Annotated in this window: 26 protein-coding genes; 14 read left to right on the forward strand and 12 right to left on the reverse strand. The window is 71.6% G+C overall.

What is annotated here, in order from left to right:
* Positions 1–2: 2 nt before the first annotated feature.
* A complete protein-coding gene (locus ACFO9I_RS10495; protein WP_379180523.1) occupies positions 3–812 on the reverse strand; it encodes a hypothetical protein in 810 nt (269 codons plus the stop codon).
* 97 nt (positions 813–909) lie between these two features.
* Between ACFO9I_RS10495 and ACFO9I_RS10500 the strand changes: the two genes are divergently transcribed.
* Positions 910–1851, forward strand: coding sequence for an NAD-dependent epimerase/dehydratase family protein (locus ACFO9I_RS10500; protein WP_379180525.1), 942 nt, complete (start codon positions 910–912; stop codon positions 1849–1851).
* On the opposite strand, the gene ACFO9I_RS10505 is transcribed toward ACFO9I_RS10500, so the two are convergent.
* Positions 1825–2292 carry a hypothetical protein gene (locus ACFO9I_RS10505; RefSeq protein WP_379180527.1) on the reverse strand — a complete coding sequence of 156 codons (468 nt, stop codon included), beginning with the start codon at positions 2290–2292 and terminating at the stop codon, positions 1825–1827. The two genes, ACFO9I_RS10500 and ACFO9I_RS10505, sit on opposite strands and share 27 nt — an antisense overlap.
* A gap of 89 nt (positions 2293–2381) precedes the next feature.
* Here ACFO9I_RS10505 and ACFO9I_RS10510 point away from each other — a divergent pair, with 89 nt between their 5' ends.
* Positions 2382–2795 carry a VOC family protein gene (locus tag ACFO9I_RS10510; protein WP_379180529.1) on the forward strand — a complete coding sequence of 138 codons (414 nt, stop codon included), beginning with the start codon at positions 2382–2384 and terminating at the stop codon, positions 2793–2795.
* A gap of 106 nt (positions 2796–2901) precedes the next feature.
* On the forward strand, positions 2902–3321 hold the full coding sequence (locus tag ACFO9I_RS10515; RefSeq protein WP_379180530.1) for a hypothetical protein: 420 nt from the start codon (positions 2902–2904) through the stop codon (positions 3319–3321).
* Positions 3322–3329: 8 nt separating this feature from the next.
* Here the strand turns inward: ACFO9I_RS10515 and ACFO9I_RS10520 are convergent, their stop codons facing one another.
* From ACFO9I_RS10520 to ACFO9I_RS10530, 3 genes are all read right to left on the reverse strand, one after another.
* The gene (locus ACFO9I_RS10520; RefSeq protein WP_379180532.1) at positions 3330–3617 is read right to left on the reverse strand and encodes a hypothetical protein; all 288 of its coding nucleotides are present in this window, start codon (positions 3615–3617) and stop codon (positions 3330–3332) included.
* 78 nt (positions 3618–3695) lie between these two features.
* Positions 3696–4370: an MBL fold metallo-hydrolase gene (locus ACFO9I_RS10525; RefSeq protein WP_379180534.1), complete on the reverse strand. Its 675-nt coding sequence runs from the start codon at positions 4368–4370 to the stop codon at positions 3696–3698.
* Positions 4364–5065, reverse strand: coding sequence for a maleylpyruvate isomerase family mycothiol-dependent enzyme (locus ACFO9I_RS10530; protein ID WP_379180535.1), 702 nt, complete (start codon positions 5063–5065; stop codon positions 4364–4366). The genes ACFO9I_RS10525 and ACFO9I_RS10530 overlap by 7 nt, the downstream gene beginning before the upstream one ends.
* Before the next feature lie 155 nt (positions 5066–5220).
* Here ACFO9I_RS10530 and uvrA point away from each other — a divergent pair, with 155 nt between their 5' ends.
* Complete coding sequence (uvrA, locus tag ACFO9I_RS10535; protein ID WP_379180537.1) at positions 5221–8238, forward strand: excinuclease ABC subunit UvrA; 3018 nt, start codon at positions 5221–5223, stop codon at positions 8236–8238.
* Between the two features lie 102 nt (positions 8239–8340).
* Positions 8341–8757, forward strand: a complete 417-nt coding sequence (locus ACFO9I_RS10540; RefSeq protein ID WP_379180539.1) for a Rieske (2Fe-2S) protein — start codon at positions 8341–8343, stop codon at positions 8755–8757.
* Here ACFO9I_RS10540 and ACFO9I_RS10545 read toward each other — a convergent pair.
* On the reverse strand, positions 8744–10039 hold the full coding sequence (locus ACFO9I_RS10545; protein WP_379180541.1) for a pyridine nucleotide-disulfide oxidoreductase: 1296 nt from the start codon (positions 10037–10039) through the stop codon (positions 8744–8746). The genes ACFO9I_RS10540 and ACFO9I_RS10545 overlap by 14 nt on opposite strands.
* A gap of 172 nt (positions 10040–10211) precedes the next feature.
* Here ACFO9I_RS10545 and uvrC point away from each other — a divergent pair, with 172 nt between their 5' ends.
* From uvrC to ACFO9I_RS10590, 9 genes are all read left to right on the forward strand, one after another.
* Positions 10212–12209 carry an excinuclease ABC subunit UvrC gene (gene uvrC, locus ACFO9I_RS10550; protein ID WP_379180543.1) on the forward strand — a complete coding sequence of 666 codons (1998 nt, stop codon included), beginning with the start codon at positions 10212–10214 and terminating at the stop codon, positions 12207–12209.
* A complete protein-coding gene (rapZ, locus tag ACFO9I_RS10555; protein WP_379181123.1) occupies positions 12206–13084 on the forward strand; it encodes an RNase adapter RapZ in 879 nt (292 codons plus the stop codon). Before uvrC ends, rapZ begins: the two co-directional genes overlap by 4 nt.
* A complete protein-coding gene (locus ACFO9I_RS10560; protein ID WP_379180544.1) occupies positions 13081–14046 on the forward strand; it encodes a gluconeogenesis factor YvcK family protein in 966 nt (321 codons plus the stop codon). Before rapZ ends, ACFO9I_RS10560 begins: the two co-directional genes overlap by 4 nt.
* Positions 14047–14107: 61 nt before the next feature.
* Positions 14108–15094: a DNA-binding protein WhiA gene (whiA, locus tag ACFO9I_RS10565; protein WP_379180546.1), complete on the forward strand. Its 987-nt coding sequence runs from the start codon at positions 14108–14110 to the stop codon at positions 15092–15094.
* A gap of 155 nt (positions 15095–15249) precedes the next feature.
* On the forward strand, positions 15250–16245 hold the full coding sequence (gap, locus tag ACFO9I_RS10570) for a type I glyceraldehyde-3-phosphate dehydrogenase (RefSeq protein WP_379180548.1): 996 nt from the start codon (positions 15250–15252) through the stop codon (positions 16243–16245).
* A 3-nt stretch (positions 16246–16248) separates the two neighbouring features.
* Positions 16249–17448: a phosphoglycerate kinase gene (locus ACFO9I_RS10575; RefSeq protein ID WP_379180550.1), complete on the forward strand. Its 1200-nt coding sequence runs from the start codon at positions 16249–16251 to the stop codon at positions 17446–17448.
* A 77-nt stretch (positions 17449–17525) separates the two neighbouring features.
* A complete protein-coding gene (tpiA, locus tag ACFO9I_RS10580) occupies positions 17526–18296 on the forward strand; it encodes a triose-phosphate isomerase (RefSeq protein ID WP_379181125.1) in 771 nt (256 codons plus the stop codon).
* A 29-nt stretch (positions 18297–18325) separates the two neighbouring features.
* Positions 18326–18562, forward strand: a complete 237-nt coding sequence (gene secG, locus ACFO9I_RS10585; RefSeq protein ID WP_379180552.1) for a preprotein translocase subunit SecG — start codon at positions 18326–18328, stop codon at positions 18560–18562.
* 15 nt (positions 18563–18577) lie between these two features.
* The gene (locus ACFO9I_RS10590) at positions 18578–18937 is read left to right on the forward strand and encodes an RNA polymerase-binding protein RbpA (protein ID WP_379180554.1); all 360 of its coding nucleotides are present in this window, start codon (positions 18578–18580) and stop codon (positions 18935–18937) included.
* Positions 18938–19116: 179 nt separating this feature from the next.
* Here ACFO9I_RS10590 and ACFO9I_RS10595 read toward each other — a convergent pair whose 3' ends face one another.
* From ACFO9I_RS10595 to tal, 6 genes are all read right to left on the reverse strand, one after another.
* A complete protein-coding gene (locus ACFO9I_RS10595) occupies positions 19117–20082 on the reverse strand; it encodes a type IV toxin-antitoxin system AbiEi family antitoxin domain-containing protein (RefSeq protein ID WP_379180556.1) in 966 nt (321 codons plus the stop codon).
* 192 nt (positions 20083–20274) lie between these two features.
* Positions 20275–21000, reverse strand: coding sequence for a 6-phosphogluconolactonase (pgl, locus tag ACFO9I_RS10600; protein WP_379180558.1), 726 nt, complete (start codon positions 20998–21000; stop codon positions 20275–20277).
* Positions 21000–21908 carry a glucose-6-phosphate dehydrogenase assembly protein OpcA gene (locus tag ACFO9I_RS10605; RefSeq protein ID WP_379180560.1) on the reverse strand — a complete coding sequence of 303 codons (909 nt, stop codon included), beginning with the start codon at positions 21906–21908 and terminating at the stop codon, positions 21000–21002. The genes pgl and ACFO9I_RS10605 overlap by 1 nt, the downstream gene beginning before the upstream one ends.
* A gap of 2 nt (positions 21909–21910) precedes the next feature.
* Positions 21911–23434 (reverse strand): glucose-6-phosphate dehydrogenase, encoded by a 1524-nt coding sequence (zwf, locus tag ACFO9I_RS10610; RefSeq protein WP_379180561.1) that lies wholly within the window; start codon positions 23432–23434, stop codon positions 21911–21913.
* Positions 23431–25092, reverse strand: coding sequence for a glucose-6-phosphate isomerase (locus tag ACFO9I_RS10615; RefSeq protein WP_379180563.1), 1662 nt, complete (start codon positions 25090–25092; stop codon positions 23431–23433). Before ACFO9I_RS10615 ends, zwf begins: the two co-directional genes overlap by 4 nt.
* Positions 25089–26204 (reverse strand): transaldolase, encoded by a 1116-nt coding sequence (tal, locus tag ACFO9I_RS10620; protein ID WP_379180565.1) that lies wholly within the window; start codon positions 26202–26204, stop codon positions 25089–25091. The genes ACFO9I_RS10615 and tal overlap by 4 nt, the downstream gene beginning before the upstream one ends.
* Positions 26205–26212 lie beyond the last annotated feature (8 nt).

The raw sequence follows: 26212 nt of genomic DNA on the forward strand, positions 1-26212 counted from the left end.
GGTCAGCAGGCGCCGGCGTACCTGCCCCTGGTCGTGGGCGGAGCCTTGACCGACTTCTGGTTGGGTCGGTGCAGGTCGAAGTAGCGCAGCCAGTCCATCTGCATCCGGCTCTGGTTCATCCGGGCTCCTCGCGGCGCATCCATGCTGAAGCGCACCGTGAAGGGGACGCCCGACAGCGCCTTCGGACGGCGCTCGGACCTGATCACGTGCGCGTCGACGAACCAGGAGATCCGACGGTGGGTGACCTCCACGCCGAAGGTGTGCCACCTGTCGTTGCTGAGGTCCAGGCGCTTGTGTGCGGAGAACTCGCGGCCCGGCAGGTTGCGGATGTAGAAGTGGGCGCGCCGGCCACCGGTCGCGTACTTCTCCAGCGACACGTTGCGGGCGCCGCAGTGCTGGTCCCGGTTGCGCGCGGGGACGAGCTCGGTGCGCACCCGGTAGTTCCTCGCGCCGGTCTGGAAGCGGTGGGACCGCAGCCGGATCTCCCACCGCCCGGTGGCGTGCCCCTTGCGGTCGAGGAGCGCCCGGGTGTCGCCGTGGCGTCCCGTGTTGAGGGTGAGCATGCCGTGCTGGGGCCGCACGTTGCCGCGCCCGGAGACGTGCCAGTAGCGCTTGGTCCCCGAGTACTCGAACTCGTCCTGCCACTGCGGAACACCCCACTTGAACGTGCTCTGGGCGTTGACGGGTCCCGGTGAGGACCCGGCGTGGTGGGCGAGCGCCGGGGGCGTGCTCGCCCCCGGGACGAGGCTGAGCGCGAGCGCAGCTGCTCCACCCAGGACGGTGAGTCGACGGACGCGAGGGCGCAGAGTCATGCGCGCCAACCTAGGCAGGGCCACGGGGGCGTTGGCAAGTTGCGGACCACCATCCTGGTGAGGCCGACGCCCTTCCGCGGCATGCCAAGGTGGGCCCATGAGCGAGTCCTCCCCCTCCGCCCCCGTCTGCGTGGTCACCGGCGCCAACGGCCTCGTCGGAGCCCGGGTGAGCGCAGCCCTGGCCGAGCGGGGCGCGACCGTGCGCGCCGTCGTACGACGGGCCGGCACCGCGCCACTGCATCCCGGTGTGGAGGAGCGCGTCGGCGAGTTCACCGACCCCGGCTTCGCGTCCTCGGTGGTCGAGGGGGCGAGCGCGGTCGTCACGACCGTGCATCCGATGGGGAGCGACCTCGCGACCCAGCGACGGATCGGGGTCGAGGGCACGACGATGTTCGCGCGTACGGCGGCAGCGGCCGGTGTGGAGCGCCTGGTCCACGTCTCCACCGCGGCCGTGTACGACCGCTCGCCGGACGTGGGGGACGTCGACGAGTCATCGCCGCTGGTGGCGGACGACGCCCGCGACTACGCGGTGACCAAGCGGGACGCCGACGCGGCGCTGGCCGACGTGGAGGGGGTCACGCGGGTGCTCCTGCGCCCGCCGGCGATCCTGGGTGCCGGCGAGACCTCGGTCTGGAACTCCCTGCGTCCCGCGGCCGTCCGTGACGACGAGCGGGCGCGACGTGCCGTGCCGGGGCAGAGCTTCGCCTGGGTGCACGTGGACGACCTCGCGGCGTTCGCAGCCGACATCGCGGCCGGCCGGGTGGCCGACGCGTCCGCCCCCGCGACCGGACCGGTCGCGGGCGCCTGCACCGCGGTCAACGTCTGCGCGGGCACGGCCACGCTGCGCGACTACTACGAGACCGTCACCGCAGCCCTCGGCGTGCAGCCGGTCTGGGAGGAGGCCCCGGCCTGGACCGGACGGATCCTGGCCGGTCGCGCCCACGCCTGGGGCTGGTCGCCCTCGGTGGACCTGGCCCGGGCGCTGGCGGAGATCGGTGCGGGGCTGCCCCGGCTACCGGACGGCGGGGTCGCCGAGTAGGCGTCGTACCGCGCCCCGCGACACCAGCAGGACCACCACGAGCAGCGTCACCGGGACGAACCCTCCGAGGCTCACGGCGTCACCGAACACCAGGTCGACCAGCTCGAGCACGACCAGCTTGCTCCCGGCCGCGACCACCCACAGCGCCATGCCCGCCACCGCCTTGCCGCGACGGGTCGTCGCGGCACGCAGCCTCCCGACGACCCGGGTCTTGAGGACGATCACCACCTCGAGAGCGACCTTGAGCAGCACGGCGGTCAGCAGCGAGAGGGTGAAGCCCTCGCTGATGACGGACGGCACGTACTCGACGGCGAGGTTGAGGACGACCACGTAGACGAACACGTCGACGACGTCCGCCGGGCGCGCGCGAGCCCAGCCCCGGACGGGACCTCGTGGGGACCGAGGTCCGGCCGCACCGGCGCTCTCGGGGTCGGGGGTCACGGCACGATCCTGACGCACCACGGGCACCCGCGCGCCGAGCCGGGCAAAATCGGTCGCCGGAGCGGAATCCCGCCCACGAGACTGCCGCCATGACTCTCCTCGTGCACCACGTCGCCATCGACTGCCGCAACGCCTACGAGCTCTCCGAGTGGTGGAAGCCGCTCCTCGGCTACACGGACGTGCCCGGTGACCCGAACGAGCCCGGTCACCCCGAGTGCGTGATCGTCGACCCCGACGACCGCCGGGTCGGCCTGATCTTCTGCGAGGTCCCCGAGGACAGGACGGTCAAGAACCGGCTGCACCTCGACGTACGGCCGTCCGGTGACGCGACCCGCGACGACGAGGTCGACCGGCTGCTCGGGCTCGGCGCCACCGAGGTGGCCGACCACCGCAAGCCCGACGGACCCGGCTGGGTCGTGCTCGCCGACCCGGAGGGAAACGAGTTCTGCGTCCTGCGCAGCGAGGCCGAGGTCGCCGCGTGGGAGGCGGCCCGCGGCGCCTAGCCGGGGGCCGGGCCCGGGCCGCTGTCTAGTCCGCCGGACTGCGGGGAATGAGATCCGCTCGAAGTGGGAACGCTCGCCTGCGAGCCCCCCACCCCTGGAGTCCTGCATGTTCGTCGTCGGACTGATCGCCGTGAATGCCCTCGTCGTCGCCATCCTGTGCGTCGCGTTCTGGAAGATCGAGGCCGCGCCCATGGCGCGGTACCGGCAGCACCGCGATCTCCAGCACCGGCTCGACCACCTGCACGAGCAACCCGACGGCGTCACCATGGCCGACATCGAGCTGCTCCTCGGTCGCACCCTGCCGGCCCGCCGGGCGGCCGCGGTGTGCGCGCTGGCTGGCGCGCGCGACGTGCCGACCCTGGTCCTGTGGACCTGGATCGACCTGTACGACGCCGAGCTGCTCGCGCTGGCCGTCGAGTCGGGCATGTCGCGCCACGAGATGGTGCACCGCGTGGCGACCGGCACGGCCCCCGACCGCCGGGCGCTGGAGATCTTCGCGGCGTACCGCGGGGCGATCGCCTCCTGACGGCGCGGCTACGGCAGCACCGTGTAGAGGTCGACCACCGTCTCCTGGGGCGGTGACTCGAACCCACCCGGGATCCCCGCCTGCATGCGTGGCATCAGGATGTCGTCGCGGAAGCGCTCCCAGCTCTCCTGCGACTCGTGGACGGCCATGATCGTCCAGCCGCCCTCCGAGGGGCCGGCCGCGTGGAAGACCTGACCGTCGGGGAGGACGTCGGCGGCGGGATGCACCGCCGCGATCGACGCCTCGTACTGATCCTTCGTGCCACCCGGGAAGTGATGAACGACTCCGTAGGCCATGACGGACCTCCCATTCCGCTCCCGACGCTAGTCGCGTGACGCCGTCGGGGCATCACGCGAACGGGGGAGGCGGGCGGCTCACCAGCCGCGGGCGCGCCACTCCGCGAGGTGGGGCCGCTCGGCGCCGAGCGTCGAGTCGTTGCCGTGACCGGGGTAGAACCAGGTCTCGTCGGGCAGCCGCTGGAAGACCTTGGTCTCGACCTCGTCGATGAGCCGGACGAACGCCGCCTCGTCGCCGAAGGTGTTGCCGACACCGCCCGGGAACAGGGAGTCGCCGGTGAACAGGTGCGGGTGGCCCGAGGGGTCGTCGTAGAGCAGTGCGACGGAGCCGGGGGTGTGGCCGGCGAGCGCGATCACCTCGAGGGTGCAGTCGCCGACCGCGACCGTGTCTCCCTGGCGCACCTCCCGGGTGACCGGGACGCCGGTCTGCTCGGTGATGGCCACCGCGTCGGGGGCGCCCGCGACCACCGCGGCACCGGTGGCGGCCACGACGTCCTCGAGGGCCCGGTGGTGGTCCCAGTGCTGATGGGTGGTGACGACCGTGGTGAGCCCGGCGTCCCCGACGAGGGGCAGCAGCGTCTCTGCCTCGGCGGCGGCGTCGACGAGCACCTGGTCACCGGTCGCCCGGCAGCGAAGCAGGTAGCAGTTGTTCGACATCTTCTCGTCGACCGCGACCTTGGTGATGGTCAGCCGCTCGAGCTCGCGGACGTCGGGGGAGCCGCCCGGCTCCACCTCTCCCGTGTAGGTCACCATGCCCCGATTCCCGGCAGCTCGCCGTCGTCGCTCGTCAGTCCGTCACCCGTCCCGCGCCCGGTGAGCCACCAGGCGAGGTCCACGCTCGTTCCTGACACCGTAGGACCCGTCCCCGAACCGAGGCTCCAGGACCGGTCGAGGTCGGTCGCCCTGACCGTGAACGCGGAGTCCCCTGTGTCACGGTGGCCCATCGAGTCGATCACCGAGGCCGCGAAGCCCGTCGACCAGTCGGCGCGGCCGTAGCCGACACCGAGGTCGACGTGGTGGATCTCCACCTCCCGCAGCCGCATGTCCGGGACCGACGCCGCCGCGAAGGTGCGCCCGCCCGGGACCCGCTCGATCCGGGTCGACCAGACGTCCTCGGGGATCGCCGCGAGCGCGTCGGCGAGGTCGGTCGTCGCGCCGAGGAGGCGGGTCCGCAGCTCGGTCGGCTCCGCCTGGGCGAGGTCCTCGATGTCCCGGTCGCGGCCCTCCTGCGAGGCGTACATCGGGATGGCCTCTCCCTGCACGAGACCGCCCAGTGCCCCGGAGAGCCCCTCGGCGTTGAGCACGAGGTGCGCGACGACGTGCGCCCGGGTCCAGCCGGGCAGTCCGCTCGGCTCGGCCCAGGCGGCGTCGTCGAGCTGGTCGACGGTGCGGATCAGGCGTTGGGAGGCCTCGGCGAGGAGGTCGGCATCGGCGTACGCAGCGGGCATGACCCCATCCTGTCGTGCGTCGTGCGTCACTTCCAGCCACCACGCGCTCACCCCGAGGGGTGCGTGGGAGGAGGAATGTCGGTGGCCCGTGCCATTGTTGGGGCGTTCGAACCGACGCCGACAATGCCAGTCCAAACTTTTGCAGGGGATCGCCAGTGGCGGAGCAGCTGATCATCCGGGGGGCCCGGGAGCACAACCTGAAGGACGTCTCCCTCGACCTCCCACGGGACTCCCTCATCGTCTTCACCGGCCTGTCCGGGTCCGGCAAGTCCTCGCTGGCGTTCGACACGATCTTCGCCGAGGGCCAGCGGCGGTACGTCGAGTCGCTCTCGGCGTACGCCCGCCAGTTCCTGGGCCAGATGGACAAGCCGGACGTCGACTTCATCGAGGGCCTCTCACCCGCGGTCTCGATCGACCAGAAGTCCACGTCGAAGAACCCGCGCTCGACCGTCGGGACGATCACGGAGGTCTACGACTACCTCCGCCTGCTCTACGCGCGGGCCGGCCGGGCGCACTGCCCGACCTGCGGCGCCCCGATCGAGCGGCAGACGCCCCAGCAGATCGTCGACCGCATCCTCGCGCTGGAGGAGGGCCGCCGCTTCCAGGTCCTGGCCCCGGTGATCCGTGGCCGCAAGGGCGAGTACGTCGAGCTGTTCCGCCAGCTCCAGACCCAGGGGTTCTCCCGGGCCCGGGTCGACGGCGAGACCCACACGCTGGACGCCCCTCCCAAGCTGGACAAGCAGAAGAAGCACACGATCGAGGTCGTCGTCGACCGCCTCGCGGTCAAGGAGTCGTCCAAGCGGCGGCTCACCGACTCGGTCGAGACCGCGCTGAACCTCGCCGGCGGCCTGGTGCTGTTCGACTTCGTCGACCTCGACGCCAAGGACCCCGGGCGCGAGATGAAGTTCAGCGAGAAGATGTCGTGCCCCAACGACCACGCGATCGACACCGACGAGCTCGAGCCTCGGTCGTTCTCGTTCAACAGCCCCTTCGGCGCCTGCCCCGCCTGCCACGGCCTCGGCACCCGGATGGAGGTCGACCCGGAGCTGGTCGTCCCCAACCCCCAGGCGACCCTCGGCGAGGGCGCCATCCAGCCGTGGAGCCAGGCGCACGTGTCCGACTACTTCCTGCGCCTGATGGGTGCGCTGGGCGAGGAGCTGGGCTTCGACCTCAACACCCCGTGGGAGGAGCTGACCGCCAAGCAGCAGAAGTCGCTGCTGAACGGTCACCCGACCAAGGTCCACGTCGTCACCCGCAACCGCTACGGCCGCCAGCGCGCCTACTACGCCGAGTTCGAGGGCGTGCGCGGCTACATCGAGCGCCGGCACCGCGAGGCCGAGTCCGACACGAGCCGGGAGCGGTTCGAGGGCTTCATGCGCGAGGTGCCGTGCCCGACCTGTGGCGGCAGCCGGCTCAAGCCGGTCTCCATGGCGGTCACGCTGGGGGCGCGCGACCAGGGCGGGCTGAGCATCGCCGAGGTCTGCGCGCTGCCGATCAACGAGACGGCCGACTACCTGCGCAACCTCGACCTGTCCGCGCGCGAGCGGCAGATCGGTGAGCGAGTTCTCAAGGAGATCCAGGAGCGGCTCAACTTCCTGCTCGACGTGGGCCTCGACTACCTGTCGCTGGACCGGCCCTCGGGGTCGCTCAGCGGCGGCGAGGCCCAGCGCATCCGGCTGGCCACCCAGATCGGCGCCGGTCTGGTCGGCGTCCTCTACGTCCTCGACGAGCCCTCGATCGGCCTGCACCAGCGCGACAACCACCGGCTGATCGAGACCCTGGTCCGGCTCAAGGACCTCGGCAACACGCTGATCGTGGTGGAGCACGACGAGGACACCATCCGGGTCGCCGACTGGATCGTCGACATCGGTCCGGGCGCGGGCGAGCACGGTGGCCAGGTGGTCCACAGCGGCAAGGTCGCCGACCTGCTCACCCATCCGGACTCGATGACGGGGCAGTACCTCTCCGGGCGCCGGGAGATCCCGGTCCCGGAGGTGCGCCGGCCGCGGACGAAGGGGCGCGAGCTGACCGTCCACGGCGCCCGCGAGCACAACCTGCAGAACGTCGACGTGACGTTCCCCCTGGGGCTGTTCGTCGCCGTCACCGGTGTCTCCGGCTCCGGCAAGTCGACGCTGGTCAACGACATCCTCTACACCTCGCTGGCCAAGCAGCTCTACAACGCCCGCGCGGTGCCGGGGCGGCACCAGAAGATCAGCGGTCTCGAGCACGTCGACAAGGTCATCCACGTCGACCAGTCGCCGATCGGACGCACGCCGCGGTCCAACCCCGCGACGTACACCGGGGTCTTCGACCACATCCGCAAGCTGTTCGCGGCGACCCCCGAGGCGAAGATGCGGGGCTACCTGCAGGGCCGCTTCTCGTTCAACGTCAAGGGTGGGCGCTGCGAGGCGTGCGCGGGCGACGGCACCATCAAGATCGAGATGAACTTCCTCCCGGACGTCTACGTCCCCTGCGAGGTCTGCCACGGGGCGCGCTACAACCGCGAGACGCTCGAGGTGCACTACAAGGGCAAGACCATCGCCGAGGTCCTCGACATGCCGATCGAGGAGGCGGTCGACTTCTTCGCGGCCGTCCCCGCGATCGCCCGGCACCTCAAGACCCTGGTGGAGGTGGGTCTCGGCTACGTGCGGCTGGGCCAGCCGGCGACCACGCTGTCCGGCGGCGAGGCACAACGGGTCAAGCTCTCCGCGGAGCTGCAGAAGCGCTCGACGGGCCGCACGGTCTACGTCCTCGACGAGCCCACGACGGGCCTGCACTTCGAGGACATCCGCAAGCTGCTGCTGGTCCTCGGCAGGCTGGTCGACGCCGGCAACACCGTGCTGGTCATCGAGCACAACCTCGACGTGATCAAGACCGCCGACTGGCTGGTCGACATGGGCCCGGAGGGCGGCTCGAGAGGCGGCACGGTCGTGGCCGAGGGCACCCCGGAGTCCGTGGCCGCGGTCCCGGAGAGCTTCACCGGTCAGTTCCTCGCGCCGCTGCTCGACGGCAAGGAGGCCCGGCAGCCGACCCGACGGCTCTCGGCGGGCGCCGCTCCGGCGACGACGAGGGCGCCGGCGAAGAAGGCCGCGGCGAAGAAGGCCGCGGCGAAGAAGACCACCGCGAAGAAGACCTCCGCGAAGTCGGCTGCGGCCCGCAAGGCCCGCGGCTGAGGAGCGGTTTCTCATCGAACTCTCATCCACCGGGCCAACCCCCAGCGGGGGGTTCGCCCGTAGTGTGAAGTTCAACCACTCCTGCGACGAAGGGCCACCACCGTGACCGAAGGACTGACCCGCCGCCACGCCCTCACGGGCGCCGCCACCGTCGGGCTGGGGCTCCCGCTCCTGGCCGCCTGCGGTGGGGGTGGCGGCTCGGCCACGGACCCCGGCTCGAGCGCCCCCGCCGGCACCGACCTGGGCCCGGCCGCCGACATCCCGGTCGGGGGCGGCGCGGTCTTCGCAGACCAGAAGGTCGTCGTGACGCAGCCGGCGAAGGGTGAGTTCAAGGCGTTCTCGGCGGTGTGCACCCACCAGGGCTGCACGGTGGCCGAGGTCAAGGACGGCACCATCAACTGCCCGTGCCACAACAGCCACTTCTCGATCCAGGACGGCGCGGTGGAGTCCGGGCCCGCGCCCTCGCCCCTGCCCGCGGTGAAGGTGACGGTCAAGGGCGGCGAGATCAGGCTCGCCTGACAGGCGCCGGCCGGCAGCTCTTCCGCCACGCCTCGTCCCGGGGCGAGCGTCGACGGTCCAGCCTGAGGTCGAGGACGACCCGGGCCTCGTCGTACCGCCCCGCGCGGAGCAGGGCCGCGATCCGGGCCTCCTCCACGATCTCGCGCTGGGCGTCGGAGCCGCCGAGGCGGTGGAGTCCTGCGGTGAGGGCGGCCAGGTCGTCGGCCGCGGCCGAGCAGCGACCCGCCTGCATCCGGGAGAGTGCCCGGGCCAGCGGCTCCACGACCTCCCGGAAGGTCGGGTTGGCGTGCCCCCGGGCCCAGGTCGCCAGTCGCGCCAGCCCAGGGCCGTCGTCGACCGCGAGCAGCACCACGGCCGCGTGCAGGGCGAGGAAGGGGGTGGTGGGACGCTCCAGGCCCTCCCGGCCGACCACGCCCGCCACGACGGACATCGGCGGCACGTCCGCGGCGCCCGGGGTGAGCGCCCACCGGAACAGCAACGACCCGGTGTCGACGAGCGAGCGGCACCCCAGGCCGAGCTCGGGTCGCAGCTGGGCGTCGTACCGGCGCCGGACGGCGTCGAGGTCGCCCAGCGACAGCTCGTGCATCGCGGCGTGCCAGGAGAAGTGGCTCAGGCTCTCGCTCCCGGCGCCGTCCCCGGTCACCCAGGAGTCCATCCACGACAGCCCGGCCTCGTGGTCGCCGGTCTCGTAGTGGGCGTGCGCCCGGGCGTGCGCCGAGTGCCCCGCGGCCGGCTCCTGGCGCAGCGACCGGCACGAGAGCGTCATGGCCTCGTCGAAGCGCCGCTGCTCCTGCCGGACGAACGCGAGCAGGCCGGTGAACCACCAGTCGTCGCCGTACGCCGGCACGGCCCGCTCGACGATCGCCCACGCCTCCTGCGGCACCTCGGTGACCCCGGCGAACGCGATGGTGGGGACGGCGGTCGACAGCAGCAGCGCGTCACGCGGGTAGGCCTCGAGGTGGTCCACCAGGGGTGCGGAGTCGCCCCGGACGTGGCGGACGACGGCGTGGACGTGGCTGCGTTCGCGGTCGCTGGCCCGGTGGGCGAGGTGCTCGGCCTGCCGCAGCCGGGCCGGCACGTCCACGGGGGCGCACATCTCGTGACCGAGCAGCGCGAGGGCGGCGTGCCCGAGCGCGAAGGTCGGGTCGTGGGCGATCGACCCCGCGAAGGCGTCGACCGCGCCCTCCTGCAGCCGCAGCAGGCGGCCCAGCCCACGGTCGTACGCCGCGGCAGCCTCGCGGCTCGCGGTGAGCTCATATCCGTACCGGTCACGACAGGGCATGTAACTAAACTAAGACACTAGACAATGTTTCGCCGCGTCGACTGCGGGCGTTTCCCATCTTCGGGTGAGCGCGGGGCACTTCTCCCGGGCCGAACGTCCCTTGTCGCCGAGCCCGGACGCTCCCGGCCCCCGCGCCCGCCGGGCTGTCCCCACCGGACCGTAGGGTTGGGGGGTGCCTGCTCGACCGACGCGTTCCGCCCGGGGTCCGCTGTCCTACCGGCCGGAGCCCGGCTCGATCCCGACCCAGCCCGGTGTCTACCGGTTCCGGGACGCCAAGCGCCGGGTGATCTACGTCGGGAAGGCCAAGAACCTCCGCGCCCGGCTGTCGTCGTACTTCCAGGACATCGGCAACCTGCACGCCCGCACCGCCACCATGGTGACCACGGCGGCGAGCGTCGAGTGGACCGTGGTCAACACCGAGGTCGAGGCACTGCAGCTGGAGTACTCCTGGATCAAGGAGTACGACCCCCGCTTCAACGTCAAGTACCGCGACGACAAGTCCTACCCGTGGCTCGCGGTCACCGTGGGCGAGGAGTTCCCCCGGGTGATGGTCGGGCGCGGGGCCAAGCGCAAGGGCACCCGCTACTTCGGCCCCTACAGCCACGCCTGGGCGATCCGCGAGACCGTGGACATCCTGCTGCGCGTCTTCCCCATGCGCTCCTGCAGCAACGGCGTCTTCAAGCGCTCGGCGCAGATCGGCCGGCCCTGCCTGCTCGGCTACATCGACAAGTGCTCGGCGCCCTGCGTCGGCAAGGTCAGCCCCGAGGAGCACCGCGCGATCGTCGACGACTTCTGCGACTTCATGGGCGGCCAGACCCGGCCGTTCATCCGGCGCATCGAGAAGGAGATGTACGCCGCCTCCGACGCCATGGACTTCGAGAAGGCCGCCCGGCTGCGCGACGACCTGGGCGCCATGGAGCGGGCGCTGGAGAAGCAGGCGGTCGTGCTCGGGGACGGTGCGGACGCCGACGTGATCGCCCTCGCCGAGGACCCGCTCGAGGTCGCCGTCCAGGTCTTCTACGTGCGGGGCGGCCGGATCCGCGGCCAGCGCGGCTGGGTGGCCGACCGCGTGGACGAGGGCGGCACGCGCGAGCTCGTCGAGGACTTCCTGCTCCAGCTGTACGCCGGTGACGCTGACACGATCCCGCGGGAGATCCTGGTCCCGGCGCTGCCGCCGGACCTCGAGACGTTCGAGCAGCTGCTCGGCGACCTGCGCGGCGGCCGAGTCTCGATCCGGGTGCCGCAGCGTGGCGACAAGAAGACGCTGCAGGAGACCGTGGCGCGCAACGCCTCGCAGGCGCTGGCGCTCCACAAGACCAAGCGGGCCAGCGACCTGACGACCCGCAACCGGGCGCTCGAGGAGATCCAGAACGCGCTCGAGCTCGACGAGGTGCCGCTGCGCATCGAGTGCTACGACATCTCCAACCTGCAGGGCACCGAGGTCGTGGCGTCGATGGTGGTGTTCGAGGACGGGCTGGCCCGCAAGAGCGAGTACCGCCGCTTCGTGATCAAGGGCGTCGACGGCCAGAACGACGTCGCCTCGATGCACGAGGTGATCACTCGCCGGTTCCGCCGGCTGCTCGACGAGCAGGCCCGCTCCGAGACCGTCGAGGGGGAGAGTGGCCCGATGCTGGTCGATCCCGAGACCGGGCGGCCCCGCAAGTTCGCCTACGCCCCGGGCCTGGTCGTGGTCGACGGCGGGCCGCCGCAGGTCGCGGCCGCGCAGCGTGCGCTCGACGAGCTCGGCATCGACGACATCCCCGTGTGCGGGCTGGCCAAGCGCCTGGAGGAGGTGTGGCTGCCCAGCCAGGAGGACCCGGTCATCCTGGCCCGCTCCTCCGAGGGCCTCTACCTCCTGCAGCGGATCCGCGACGAGGCCCACCGCTTCGCGATCACCCACCACCGCTCCCGGCGCTCGAAGACCATGGTGGAGAGCCTGCTCGACGACGTGCCGGGACTGGGCGAGGTGCGACGCAAGACGCTGCTCAAGCACTTCGGGTCGCTGAAGAAGCTGCGCGAGGCCAGTGTCGAGGAGATCGCCCAGGTCCCCGGCATCGGGGTCCGCACCGCCACCTCCATCAAGGAAGCGGTCGCGGCGACCCGCGCCAACGGCCAGACTGGCCCGCGGCTGAGCGTCAACACCGCCACCGGAGAGATCGAGGAGTCCTGATGACCGCAGGCGAGACCCATCGCGGCGAGCTCGTGGTGGTCACCGGCATGACCGGGGCGGGTCGCAGCACGGCCGCCAAGGAGCTGGAGGACCTCGGCTTCTACGTCGTCGACAACATGCCGCCGAGCCTGCTGCGCGAGGTGGTGCGGCTGGTGGACGAGAGTCGGGGCACCGAGCAGCCCATCGCGGTCGTGGTCGACGTCCGTTCGGGGTCGTTCTTCCAGTCCCTCCAGGCCAACCTCGCGCAGGGCGCCACCGGCCGGCACACCACGCTGGTGTTCCTCGAGGCCACCGACGACGTGCTGGTCCGACGCCAGGAGGCGGCCCGCCGCCCCCACCCGCTGCAGGCCGGCGGCCGCCTGCTCGACGGGCTCCAGCGCGAGCGCCGGGTGCTGGCCGACCTGCGCAGCGAGGCCGACCTGGTCATCGACACCACGTCGCTGAACGTGCACCAGCTGACCGACCGGATCGCCGAGGCGTTCGGCACCCCCGACTCGACGCGGCTGGGCGTCACCGTCACCAGCTTCGGCTTCAAGTACGGCATCCCAGTCGACGCCGACTTCGTGGCCGACATCCGCTTCCTGCCCAATCCCTTCTGGGTGCCCGAGCTGCGTGCCGGCACCGGTCGCGACCCCGAGGTCGCCGACTACGTCATGACCCGGCCCGGGGCCGCCGAGTTCCTCGACGGCTACGTCCCGGTGCTCGCCGGCGTCGCCGAGGGCTACCTGCGCGAGGGCAAGCGGTTCATGACGATCGCCGTGGGCTGCACCGGCGGCAAGCACCGCAGCGTGGCGATGACCGAGGAGATCGCCCGCCGGTTGCAGGAGCAGGGGTACGCCGTCCGCGCCACGCACCGCGACCTGGGGCGCGAGTGACGACGGCCCGCGCCCAGTCGGCCGTCGCGCTCGGAGGTGGTCACGGCCTGCACGCGTCGCTCCAGGCGCTGCGCCTGCTCGTCGACGAGCTCGTGGTCGACGACCTCACCGCGGTCGTGACCGTGGCCGACAACGGGGGGTCCTCGGGCCGGCTGCGTGGCGAGTTCGGGGTGCTCCCGCCGGGCGACCTGCGGATGGCGCTCGCGGCCCTCTGCGGCACCGACGACTGGGGCGCGACCTGGGCGGAGGTGCTCCAGCACCGCTTCGCCGGCGACGGCCAGATGCGCGGGCACGTGGTCGGCAACCTGCTGATCGTCAGCCTCTGGGAGCAGCTCGGCGACCACGTGCAGGCGCTCGACTGGGTCGGGAGGCTCCTCGGTGCCGCGGGGCGGGTGCTGCCGATGGCGTTGACGCCGCTCGACATCGCCGCCGAGGTGCGGGGGCTCGTCGCGGACGACCCGGCGGCCCTCACGACCGTGCGCGGCCAGGTCGAGGTCGCCACGACCGACGGCGACATCGTCGCGATCCGCCTCGAGCCCGAGCCGGTCGCCTGCCCCGAGGCGGTCGCCGCGGTGCGGGAGGCCGACTGGGTGGTGCTGGGTCCCGGCTCGTGGTTCACCTCGGTGATCCCGCACCTGATGGTCCCCGAGCTGCGGGAGGCCCTCATCGACACCGACGCCCGGATCGTGGTCGTGCTCAACCTCGCCGAGCAGGCGGGGGAGACCCACGGCTTCGGCCCCGCCGACCACCTCGCCGTGCTGTTCGAGCACGCACCGGACCTCAAGATCCACACGGTGCTCGCCGATGCACGGAGCAGTGACGAGCTCGCCGGGCTGGCCGACGCGGTGGCGTCGTACGGCGCCGAACTGGTCGTCGAGGACGTGGCGATGGACGACGGGTCGCCGCGCCACGACCCGCGGCGGCTGGCCGCTGCGTACGAACGGATCATGTCCTCCGTGTGACCCGGGTGGCAGGGCGGGCGAGGGTTTCGACGGTGATTGACGAGCGTGTAAGGATTCCGGCATGGCGATGACGGCACAGGTGAAGGCGGAGCTGTCGAGCACCCAGATCACGAAGACCTGCTGTCGCAAGGCCGAGGTGGCCTCGATGCTGCGCTTCGCCGGTGGGCTGCACATCGTCAGCGGCCGGATCGTGGTCGAGGCCGAGCTCGACACCGGCGCCGCCGCGCGCCGGCTGCGCAAGGACATCGCCGAGGTCTACGGCCACCAGTCCGACGTGGTGATGGTCCAGGGCAACGGCATCCGCAAGGGCAGCCGCTACATCGTCCGCATCGTCAAGGACGGCGAGGCCCTGGCCCGCCAGACCGGCCTGCTCGACCAGCGCGGCCGGCCGGTCCGGGGCCTGCCCCCGGCCGTGGTCTCGGGCGGTGGCTGTGACGCCGTCGCCGCGTGGCGCGGTGCGTTCCTGGCCCACGGCTCGCTGACCGAGCCCGGGCGCTCCTCGGCCCTCGAGGTCACCTGCCCCGGTCCCGAGGCCGCGCTCGCCCTGGTCGGCGTCGCCCGTCGCCTCGGCATCCAGGCCAAGGCCCGCGAGGTGCGCGGCGTCGACCGCGTGGTGATCCGCGACGGTGACGCCATCGGCCAGCTGCTCACCCGGCTGGGCGCCCACGAGTCGCTGATGGCCTGGGAGGAGCGCCGGATGCGCCGCGAGGTCAGGGCCACGGCCAACCGGCTCGCGAACTTCGACGACGCCAACCTGCGGCGCTCCGCCCGCGCAGCGGTCGCCGCGGGCGCCCGCGTCGAGCGCGCCCTGGAGATCCTGGGCGAGGAGATCCCCGACCACCTGCGGCTCGCCGGCCACCTCCGGCTCGAGCACAAGCAGGCCTCGCTCGAGGAGCTGGGGCAGCTGCACGACCCGATCCTGACCAAGGACGCGATCGCCGGCCGGATCCGCCGCCTGCTGGCCATGGCCGACAAGCGCGCCGAGGAGCTGGGCATCCCCGACACCGAGGCCTCGCTCACCGCGGAGATGCTCGCCGACGAGGCCTGAGTCCCCCCTTTCGGGGAGACGTGCCTGTTACCGGCACGTACACCGATACGCGAAGTGGCGGCCGTCGCACCTAGCGATAGGGTCGGGGCGACGCGGCACCCGGCACCACCGGGGGACCGCACCGCCAGCTCAGCTCACCGCAAGGAGCATTCGCAGTGACCGTTCGTGTAGGCATCAACGGCTTCGGCCGGATCGGCCGCAACTTCTTCCGCGCCGTGCGCGCGTCGGGCCTCGACATCGAGATCGTCGGCGTCAACGACCTGACCGACAACAAGTCCCTGGCCCCGCTGCTCAAGTTCGACTCGATCCTGGGCCGCCTCGACGCCGAGGTCACCGCCACGGCCGACGAGATCCGGGTCGGCGACCAGGTGATCAAGACCTTCGCGGAGCGCGACCCCGCGAACCTCAAGTGGGGCGACCTGGGTGTCGACGTCGTCGTCGAGTCCACCGGCTTCTTCACCGACGCGACCAAGGCGAAGGCCCACGTCGACGCCGGCGCCAAGAAGGTCATCATCTCCGCGCCCGCGTCCAACGAGGACATCACCGTGGTCATGGGTGTCAACCACACCGACTACGACCCGGCCAAGCACACCGTCATCTCCAACGCCTCGTGCACCACCAACTGCCTGGCGCCGATGGCCAAGGCGCTCAACGACGAGTTCGGCATCGTCAAGGGCCTGATGACGACGGTGCACGCGTACACCGCCGACCAGAACCTCCAGGACAACATCCACAAGGACCTGCGCCGCGCGCGTGCCGCCGCGATCAACGTCGTCCCGACGTCGACCGGTGCCGCCAAGGCGATCGGGCTGGTGCTGCCCGAGCTCAAGGGCAAGCTCGACGGCTACGCCCTGCGTGTGCCCGTGCCGACCGGCTCCGCCACCGACCTCACCTTCGAGGCCGGCCGCGAGACCACGGTCGAGGAGGTCAACGCCGCCGTGGAGAAGGCCGCCGACGGCCGCTTCCTGAAGTACTCCACCGACCCGCTGGTGTCCTCCGACATCGTGACCGACCCCGCGTCGTGCATCTTCGACGCGCCGCTGACCAAGGTCATCGGCAACCAGGTCAAGGTCGTCGGCTGGTACGACAACGAGTGGGGCTACTCCAACCGCCTCGCGGACCTGATCTCCTACGTCGGCGAGACCCTCTGACGCATGAGCGGCATCGACTCCCTGGGTGACCTGAGGGGCAAGCGGGTCCTGGTCCGCTCCGACCTCAACGTCCCGCTGGACGGCACGACCATCACCGACGACGGCCGCATCCGCGCCAGCGTCCCCACCATCCGCGCGCTGGCCGACGCCGGCGCGCGGGTGGTGGTGACCGCTCACCTGGGCCGTCCGAAGGGCGAGCCGGACCCGAAGTACTCCCTCGCCCCCGTCGCGGCCCGTCTCGGCGAGCTGCTGGGCGCCGAGGTGGCCTTCGCGTCCGACACCGTCGGCGACAGTGCGAAGCAGACCGTCGACGGGCTGCAGGACGGCCAGGTGGCGGTGCTCGAGAACGTCCGCTTCAACGCCGGTGAGACCAGCAAGGACGACGCCGAGCGCGGCGCGTTCGCCGACCGGCTGGCCTCGCTCGCGGACGCCTTCGTCTCCGACGGGTTCGGCGTCGTGCACCGCAAGCAGGCCTCCGTGTACGACGTCGCCCAGCGGCTCCCGCACGCGATGGGCGACCTGGTGGCGACCGAGATCGACGTGCTGCGCCGGCTCACCGAGACCCCCGAGCGGCCCTACGTGGTCGTGCTGGGCGGTTCGAAGGTCTCCGACAAGCTCGGCGTCATCGACAACCTGCTCGGCAAGGCCGACAAGCTGCTGATCGGCGGCGGCATGGTCTTCACCTTCCTCAAGGCCCAGGGCCACGAGGTCGGCAAGAGCCTGCTCGAGGACGACCAGCTCGACACCTGCCGGTCCTACCTGGACCGGGCCCGGGAGTCGGGGGTCGAGATCCTGCTGCCGACCGACATCGTGGTCGACACGGAGTTCCCCTCCGGCGACCGCGAGCCGCAGCCCCGCGTCGTACCCTCCTCGGAGATCCCGTCCGATGCCCTCGGGCTCGACATCGGCCCGGAGTCGGCCGCCGCGTTCGCCGCTGCCCTGGCCGATGCCCGGACGGTGTTCTGGAACGGGCCGATGGGCGTGTTCGAGGTCGGCGCCTTCGCCGACGGAACCCGCGCGGTCGCCGAGGCGCTCACCACGGTGGACGGCCTCTCGGTCGTCGGCGGCGGTGACTCCGCGGCGGCGGTCCGCACGCTCGGCTTCGACGAGTCGGCCTTCGGCCACATCTCCACCGGTGGTGGCGCCAGCCTCGAGTACCTCGAGGGCAAGGAGCTGCCCGGCATCAAGGTCCTGGAGGACTGACCTCACCCCGTTGGTCGAGCCTGTCGAGACCAAGCACCCCGAAAGGATCCACTGACGTGGCTACCCGCACCCCCCTGATGGCGGGGAACTGGAAGATGAACCTCAACCACCAGGAAGCGGTGGTGCTGGTCCAGAAGCTCGCCTGGACCCTGGCCGACAAGAAGCACGACTTCGGCAGGGTCGAGGTGGTCGTGGTGCCGCCGTTCACCGACCTGCGCTCGGTCCAGACGCTCGTCGACGGCGACCGGCTCTCGGTGCGGTACGCCGCCCAGGACGTCTCCAGCCACGACTCGGGCGCCTACACCGGTGAGATCTCCGCGGGGATGCTCGCCAAGCTGGGCTGCTCGTACGTCGTCGTGGGGCACTCCGAGCGGCGCGAGTACCACGCGGAGTCCGACGAGCTCGTCAACGCCAAGGCGCACAAGGCGCTCGCGGCGTCGATGACGCCGATCGTGTGCGTCGGTGAGGGGCTGGAGGTCCGCCAGGCCGGAGAGCACGTGCCGTACACCCTGGCGCAGGTGGACGGCAGCCTGGCCGGCTTCACCGCCGAGCAGGTCGCCGGCCTCGTCGTGGCCTACGAGCCGGTCTGGGCGATCGGCACCGGCGAGGTGGCCACGCCCGAGGACGCCCAGGAGGTCTGCGCGGCGATCCGCGGCCGGATCCGTGAGGTCCACGGGGACGCCGCAGCCGACGGCGTACGCATCCTGTACGGCGGCTCGGTCAAGGCCGCGAACGTCGCCGGGATCATGGCCAAGGACGACGTGGACGGGTGCCTGGTCGGCGGTGCGAGCCTGCAGGCCGACGAGTTCGGCGGCATCTGCAGGTTCTACGACATGCCGGTCCTCTGACCGCCGACGCGTGACGTAGGATTTCTCCTGTGACTCTCCTCTTCACCATCGTGCTCCTCGCGTCGAGCGCCCTGATGATCCTCCTGGTCCTGCTCCACAAGGGTCGCGGCGGTGGTCTCTCGGACATGTTCGGCGGCGGTGTCTCCAGCTCGCTCGGCGGTTCCTCGGTGGCCGAGCGCAACCTCGACCGGCTCACGGTCGGCATCGGTGTGATCTGGTTCGCCTGCGTGATTGCCCTGGGCCTGCTCCTGGCCTACCAGAACTGAGAAAGGGAACCTTCCGTGGCTGGTGGAGGAAACGCTATTCGCGGTAGCCGGGTGGGGGCCGGCCCGATGGGTGAGGCGGAGCGCGGCGAGTCCGCCCCGCGCCAGGCCGTCACCTACTTCTGCTCGCACGAGCACCGTTCGGTCGTGACCTTCTCGGTCGAGGCGCAGGTGCCGGACTCCTGGGACTGCCCCAAGTGCGGGCTCCCGGCCGGTCGTGACGCCGAGAACGCGCCGCCGGCTCCGAAGATCGAGCCGTACAAGACCCACCTGGCCTACGTGAAGGAGCGCCGCTCCGACCAGGAGGCCGCCGACATCCTCGACGAGGCCCTCGCCCTGCTGCGCTCGCGCCGCAAGTCCGGCGACCTCATCTTCTAGTCGAGTCGGCGCAAACGCCGGGCTGAAACAGGTCGACTCGGCACAAACGCCGCGCGGAAACACGTCGACTCGGCGCAAACGCCGCGCGGAAACACGTCGAGTCGGCGCAAACGCCGCGCGGAGACACGTCGACTCGGCGCAAACGCCGCGCGGAAACATGTTGAGTCGGCGCAAGCTCGTCAGGCGATACGTCGTCCGAAGCGTCGGCGCGCCTCGCGGGCGCCCGTGATCAGCAGCTCCTCGCAGTTCTGGTCGCGGCCGAAGAGGTTGCTGCTCGTGAAGGGCTGCACCAACCAGTCCTCGGCGCTCACCTCAGCACGTCGAGTCCGGTCGTGAGCCTGTTGCTCCGGCGAGCTGTGCCACTCCTCGCCGTCGTACTCCGCGCCGTAGTGCAGCTCGGGGCAGGCCAGGTCGAGCCGCGCCAGGAGCCGCCCGCCGCGGAAGATCTCGTACTGCGGTATCGGCGTCGCGAGCAGGCACCCGAGCCAGCGCAGCCGGAGGATCGACTCCCCGGGGGACTCCGAGCGACCGTCCGCCAGTGGCGCCATCGCACGCAGGGTGGTGACCCACCGCATGCGACGGAAGCGTTCGACGTCAGCGAGCAGCTCCTCGTGGGTGAAGAGATTGAGCCGCAGCATCGCGTCCAGCGCGCTGATCGCCGGCTCGGGCCAGCGGACCCGGCCGAGGTCCCACGCGGTGCGCAGCGGAGTCGTCACCCGCAGCCCGTGGAGCTCGACCACGTCCTCGGCCGTCAGGTTGCGCTCGCCGCTCGCGGCCAGGCCGTTCCTCAGCCGTCCGTTCCCGGAGGGACGGAACACCGAGATCGGCATCAGCTCGAGGTGTTCGTTCGGTCTGAGCACCATCGTCGCGCCGTGCAGCCAACCGGCGTGCCGGTCGCAGATCACGGAGTCCTCCGGTACGACGAGGCCGAGCGCCTGGGCCCGGAGCGGGATGGAGTCGCCGGCCTGGGTCGCGACGTACACGCCCTGGAGGACGCGGCGCAGGAGCCCTTCCTTGCAGAGCCTGGTGAGGTTGTCGCGGACGACTCCCTCCCGTCTCGCCTGGCGCGTGGTGAACGGCGCGTCCAGCGGAAGCGGGAAGGAGTCGTCGAGGAAGGGCTGCCCGAGAAATCTGTGGATGTCCATGCCACGAGCCTGTCCCGATCCGCCCCGGTGCCACACCACCAGATCCGAACCTGTGGAAAACGCGTCGGCGCGGCGAGCTTGCGCCGACTCGAGCCTGTTTTGGGGCGAGCTTGCGCCGACTCGAGCCTGTTTTGGGGCGAGCTTGCGCCGACTCGAGCCTGTTTTGGGGCGAGCTTGCGCCGACTCGACCTTCTACAACGCGGAGGCCGAGGCGCGGTCGAGGAACCAGATGGTCTCGTCCGAGCCGGTGACGCCGGCGGCGGGGATGTCGTGGACGTCCGCGCCCCCCAGCGCCTGGGCCACGGCGGCCGCCTTGGCGTCTCCGCTGACCAGGAACCAGACCGAGCGTGAGCGGTTCAGGGCGGGAAAGGTCAGGCTGACCCGTTGCGGCGGGGGCTTGGGGGAGTCGGTGACGCCCACGGCGATCCGGTCCTCGACGTCGAGCGCGGCGTTGCCGGGGAACAGCGACGCCACGTGGCCGTCGGGACCGACGCCCAGCATCACCACGTCGAACTGCCCGCTGCCGTGCTCGCGCAGCGTGTCGGAGTACGCCGCCGCGGCGGCGTCCACGTCGGGGGCATCGGCCGTGGAGGGCATCTCGTGCACGTTGGCGGGGTCGACCCCGATGGCGTCGAGGAGGGCCGAGCGGGCCTGCCCGGCGTTGCGCCCGGGGTCGTCGGGCGCCACGAAGCGCTCGTCACCCCACCAGACCACGACCCGGGACCAGTCGACCTCGGAGCCGGGGGAGAGGCGCGCCAGCTCCCGGTGGATGGCGTCGGCGATGGTGCCGCCGGTCAGCGCGACCTGCGGGACGTGCCCGGCCGCCTGGGCATCGGCGAGGCGGGAGAGCAGCTCGCCGGCGACCGAGGTCGCCAGGGCGGTGGCGTCCTCGTGCACCTCGATGCGGGGGCTGCTCATCACTTCACCCGCATCTTCGCGAGGCGGCGCGCGGTCGCGGCGTACACGTCGTCCTCGTCGAGGCGGCGCAGCTCCTCGGCGAGCAGCTCTGGGAGCTCGCGGCGCTTGAGCGCGATCGGGCGGTCCGGGCGGCCGGGGGAGGTGAAGGTGGCCAGCTTGCCGTCCGGGCGGGAGATCCTGATCGGACCCTCCTTGGTCTCGAGGACGACCTCGGTGATCCCCGGGCCGTCGGAGACGGAGCGCTCCACGTCGACCTTCAACCGGTCGCGCAGCCACGCGGCCAGCAGGTCGGCGCTCGGGCTGATCCGCTCCGAGGTCACCGATGCCGAGGTGACCTTCAGCTGGTGCTGGTCCAGGGACGCCGCGAGGAGTGCCCGCCAGGGCGTGATGCGGGTCCAGGCCAGGTCGGTGTTGCCCTTGGCGTAGACCGCGCACTGGTGGTGGATCGCCTGCGCCCGGCCACGCTGGGCGGCGGCCGCGTCGGTGATCCGGCGCTGCGCCAGCGCCCCGAGGGGGTCGGCGGCGGGGTCCTGCGGCGGGTGCGAGGGCCACCAGACCGCGACGGGGGAGTCGGGCAGCAGCAGCGGCAGCACCACCGACTCGGGGTGCTTGACGACCTCGCCCTTGAGCCGGATCAGCGCGGTCTCGCCCGTCCAGCCGTTGCCGGTGCCGACCTGGGCGTTGACCATCGCGTTGCCGCGACCGTCGCCGAGGATCACGCCGAGGACGCGGGCGGGGTGCTCGTGGGAGGCGGCGCGGGCCGCCGTCATGGCGCTCTCGGCGTCGTCCTCGTCGGCGACGATGACCAGCGTCATCACCATGCCCATGGCCGGGCTGCCGGCGCGGGTGCGGGCGCGGATCAGCTCCGCGGCGATCTGGGCGGAGTTGGTGTCGGTGAGCTCGATCATCGTCAGGGTCGCCTCCAGACTCGTCCGTCACGGGCCAGCATCTTGTCCGCCGACGGCGGACCCCAGGTACCGGAGGCGTACGGCTCCGGCTTCCCCTTCTTCGCCCAGTGCTCGAGGATCGGGTCCAGGATCTTCCAGGACAGCTCGACCTCCTCGTGGCGGGGGAAGAGCGGCGGGTCGCCGAGCAGGACGTCGAGGATCAGGCGCTCGTAGGCCTCCGGGCTCGCCTCGGTGAACGAGCCGCCGTAGACGAAGTCCATGTTGACGTCGCGGATCTCCATCGCGGTGCCCGGAACCTTCGACCCGAACCGGATCGTCATGCCCTCGTCGGGCTGGACCCGGATCACGAGCGCGTTCTGGGTGAGCTCCTCGGTCGAGGAGGCCGCGAACGGCAGGTGCGGGGCCCGCTTGAACACGATCGCGACCTCGGTGACCCGGCGGCCCAGCCGCTTGCCGGTGCGCAGGTAGAACGGGACGCCCGCCCAACGGCGAGTGTCCACACCCAGGGTCACCGCGGCGTAGGTCTCGGTGGTGGAGGTCTTCTTGATCCCCTCCTCGTCGAGGAAGCCGGCCACCTTCTCGCCGCCCGCCCAGCCCGCGGCGTACTGACCGCGGGCGGTGGTGAGGTCGAGGCGGTGGGGCAGCACCACGCTGGAGAGGACCTTCTGCTTCTCGATGCGCAGGCTCTCCGCGTCGAACGACGTGGGCTCCTCCATCGCGACGAGACACATCAGCTGGAGCAGGTGGTTCTGGATGACGTCGCGGGCGGCACCGATGCCGTCGTAGTAGCCGGCCCGGCCTCCGATGCCGATGTCCTCGGCCATGGTGATCTGCACGTGGTCGACGTAGTTGTTGTTCCAGATCGGCTCGAACAGCTCGTTGGCGAAGCGCATCGCCAGGATGTTCTGGACCGTCTCCTTGCCGAGGTAGTGGTCGATCCGGAAGATCGAGCCCGGCGGGAAGACGCCGTCGAGGATGCTGTTCAGCTCGCGCGCCGACTCCAGGTCGTGGCCGAACGGCTTCTCGACGACCACCCGTCGCCAGGTGTCGCCCTTCTGCTCGGCCAGCCCGTGCTCCTGCAGCTGGCCCACGACGTCGCCGAAGAACGACGGCGGGATGGCGAGGTAGAACGCGTGGTTGCCGCCGGTGCCGCGCTCCTCGTCGAGCTCCTCGATGGTGCGGCGCAGCCGGTCGAAGGCCGCGTCGTCGTCGAAGTTGCCCGGGACGAAGCGGAAGCCCTCGGCGAGCTGCTGCCAGACCTCCTCGCGGAACTCGGTGCGCGCGTGCGCCTTCACCGAGTCGTGGACGATCTGCGCGAAGTCCTGGTTGGCCCAGTCGCGTCGGGCGAAGCCGACGAGGCTGAAGCCCGGGGGCAGCAGGCCCCGGTTGGCGAGGTCGTAGATCGCCGGCATGACCTTCTTGCGCGACAGGTCGCCGGTGACGCCGAAGAGCACCATGCCGCAGGGGCCGGCGATGCGCGGCAGCCGCCGGTCCTGCGGGTCGCGCAGCGGGTTGGTGTAGGTCACGCAAGAGCCTCTCGTACGACGTCGAGGTCGGCGGGGCTGCTGACGTGCAGCCGCAGCACCGGGCGCCCCTTCTGGGCGAGCACCTGGCCGTCGCCGACGGCCTGGGCGGTGAGGAACTCGTGGAACGTGAAAGGCCGGTCCGGGACCGCCAGGTCGGCCTCGGGCTGGCCGGTGACCTGGAGGTAGACGCCGGTGGCCGGGCCGCCCTTGTGGTACTGCCCGGTGGAGTGCAGGAACCGGGGACCCCACCCGAAGGTCACCGGCCGCCCGGTGCGTACGGCGAGGCCGTCGCGGACCGAGGCGAGCGCGGCGTCGCGGTGCCGATCGAGGTAGGCCTGCACCGACACGTAGCCGTGCTCCTGGTCGAGCGTCCCGAGCAGGGCGCTCACCGCGTCGGCGACCGTGGAGGTGCCTTCGGGCAACCACCCCTCGGACGCGTAGACGGTCACCGGACCCTCGACGAACAGCGGCGTCGGCGTGGTGCCGCCACCGTCGAGCATCTCCCGGGCCGCGGCCTTGGCGCTCTCCACGTCGGGCTGGTCGAAGGGGCTGATGCCGATGACGCGGCCCGCGACCGCGGTGGCGTACTCCCACAGCAGCAGCTGGGCGCCCAGGGGGGCGTCCACGTGCACGCCCCAACCGGACGCGGGCCGGAGGTCGGGACCGAACGCGAAGTGGGGTCCGAAGGTCCCCAGCACCTCGTCGGGCGTGCTGGGGGAGAAGTTGGGGGAGTCGAGCGCGTCGACGACCACCGGCAGGATCCCCTTGCCGTCCTTGCCGGTGGACTCGGCGATCAGCTGCTCGGCCCAGTCGCCGAGGCCGGCGAACGCCGCCCCGGCGCTGGCCAGCACCAGCTTGTCCGAGCCGGCCAGGTTGGCGGCGCCGAGCAGCGCACCCAGGCGCAGGCCGGGGTTGTCGACCGAGTCGGTCTCGAGGACGGGACGGATCGCCTCGGCCTCGTCGAGGAGGGTGGCGATGTTGGCGCCGGCCAGCCCGCTGGGGACCAGGCCGAACGCCGTGAGCGCGGAGTAGCGCCCGCCGACGCCCGGGTCGGCCAGGAAGACGCGGTAGCCGGCCTCGCGGGCGGACTTCTCGAGCGGCGAGCCGGGGTCGGTGACGACCACGATGCGCGCGGTGGGCTCGATCCCCGCGTCGGTGAAGGCCTTCTCGAAGGCGCGCTTCTGGCTGTCGGTCTCGACGGTGCCGCCGGACTTGCTCGAGACGACCACCACGGTCTCGTCCAGCCGGTCCTCGAGCGCCCTGCGGACGAAGTCAGGGTCGGAGGAGTCGAGGACGTCGAGGTCGACGCCGTCGGCGGCGCAGATGACCTCGGGCGCCAGCGACGACCCGCCCATGCCGCACAGCACGACCCTGGTCAGCCCACGCTGGCGCAGCTCGACCTCGAGCTCGGCGATGTCGGAGACGAGGGACCGCGAGGCCTGCGAGAGCCCGACCCACGAGAGTCGCTTCGCGGACTCCTCCTCGGCGGCAGGACCCCACAGCGTGGGGTCCTGCGCCGCGATCCCGCTGGCCACCTTGTCGGCGACCAGCCGGTCGACGGTGCCGGCGAAGGCCGCCTCGTCGGGGTAGCCGAAGAACAGCTCGAACGCCGCTCCGGTCCCCTCTCCCTTCACGGTGTTCCAAGCTGTCTGGCTCATGCCTGGCCCTGTCCTGCCTTCTGCATCTGGCCGGTCACCGTCTCGACCAGCTCGGTCCAGGACTTCTTGAACTTGTCGACGCCCTCGGCCTCGAGGGCCAGCAGCACGTCGTCGAAGTCGATGCCGACCGCGGCCAGCCGGTCGAAGACCTCCTGGGCCTCGGCCCCGGTGCCGGTGACCGTGTCCCCGCGCAGCTCGCCGTGGTCGTCGAAGGCCTCCATGGTCTTCTCCGGCATCGTGTTGACGGTGCCGGCGACGACGAGGTCGGTGACGTAGAGCGTGTCTGAGTAGTCCTCGTTCTTCACGCCCGTCGACGCCCAGAGCGGACGCTGCGGGTTGGCCCCGGCGTCGGCCAGCACCTTCCAGCGGTCGGACGCGACGACCTCTTCGAACGCCGCGTACGCGAGCCGCGCGTTGGCGACGGCGGCCTTGCCGCGCAGCGCGAGCGCCTCGTCGGTGCCGATCGCCTCGAGCCGCTTGTCTACCTCGGTGTCCACGCGGGACACGAAGAACGACGCGACCGAGTGGATCCGACCGAGGTCGAGGCCGGCGTCGCGCGCCTGCTCGAGCCCGGTCAGGTAGGCGTCCATGACCTCGCGGTAGCGCTCGATGCCGAAGATCAGCGTCACGTTGACGCTGATGCCCTCCGCGATCGCCGCGGTGATGGCCGGCAGACCCTCCTTGGTGGCGGGGATCTTGATCAGGGCGTTGGGCCGGTCGACCGCGCTCCACAGCGCCCGGGCCGAGGCGATGGTGCCCTCGGTGTCGTTGGCGAGGTCGGGCTCGACCTCGATCGACACCCGCCCGTCGGCGGGGGTCTCCTCGAAGACCGGCGTCATGATCTCGCAGGCGTTGCGGACGTCCTCCGTGGTGAGCTCGAAGACCACCCGGTCGACGTTCTCGCCCTGCTCGACGAGGCGACCGACCTGGTCGTCGTACCGCTCGCCGTCGGCGATCGCGGCGGCGAAGATGGTGGGGTTCGTGGTCACTCCGACCACGGACTTCTCCTTGACGAGCTCGGCGAGGTTGCCGGTCTCGATCCGCTCCCGCGAGAGGTCGTCGAGCCAGATCGACACTCCGGCGTCGGCGAGAGCCTTCAGACGTTCACCCATGGTTCCTC

Origin of the sequence: Nocardioides sp. GCM10023255 (assembly GCF_042653125.1) — a bacterium.
Taxonomy (GTDB): Bacteria; Actinomycetota; Actinomycetes; order Propionibacteriales; family Nocardioidaceae; genus Nocardioides.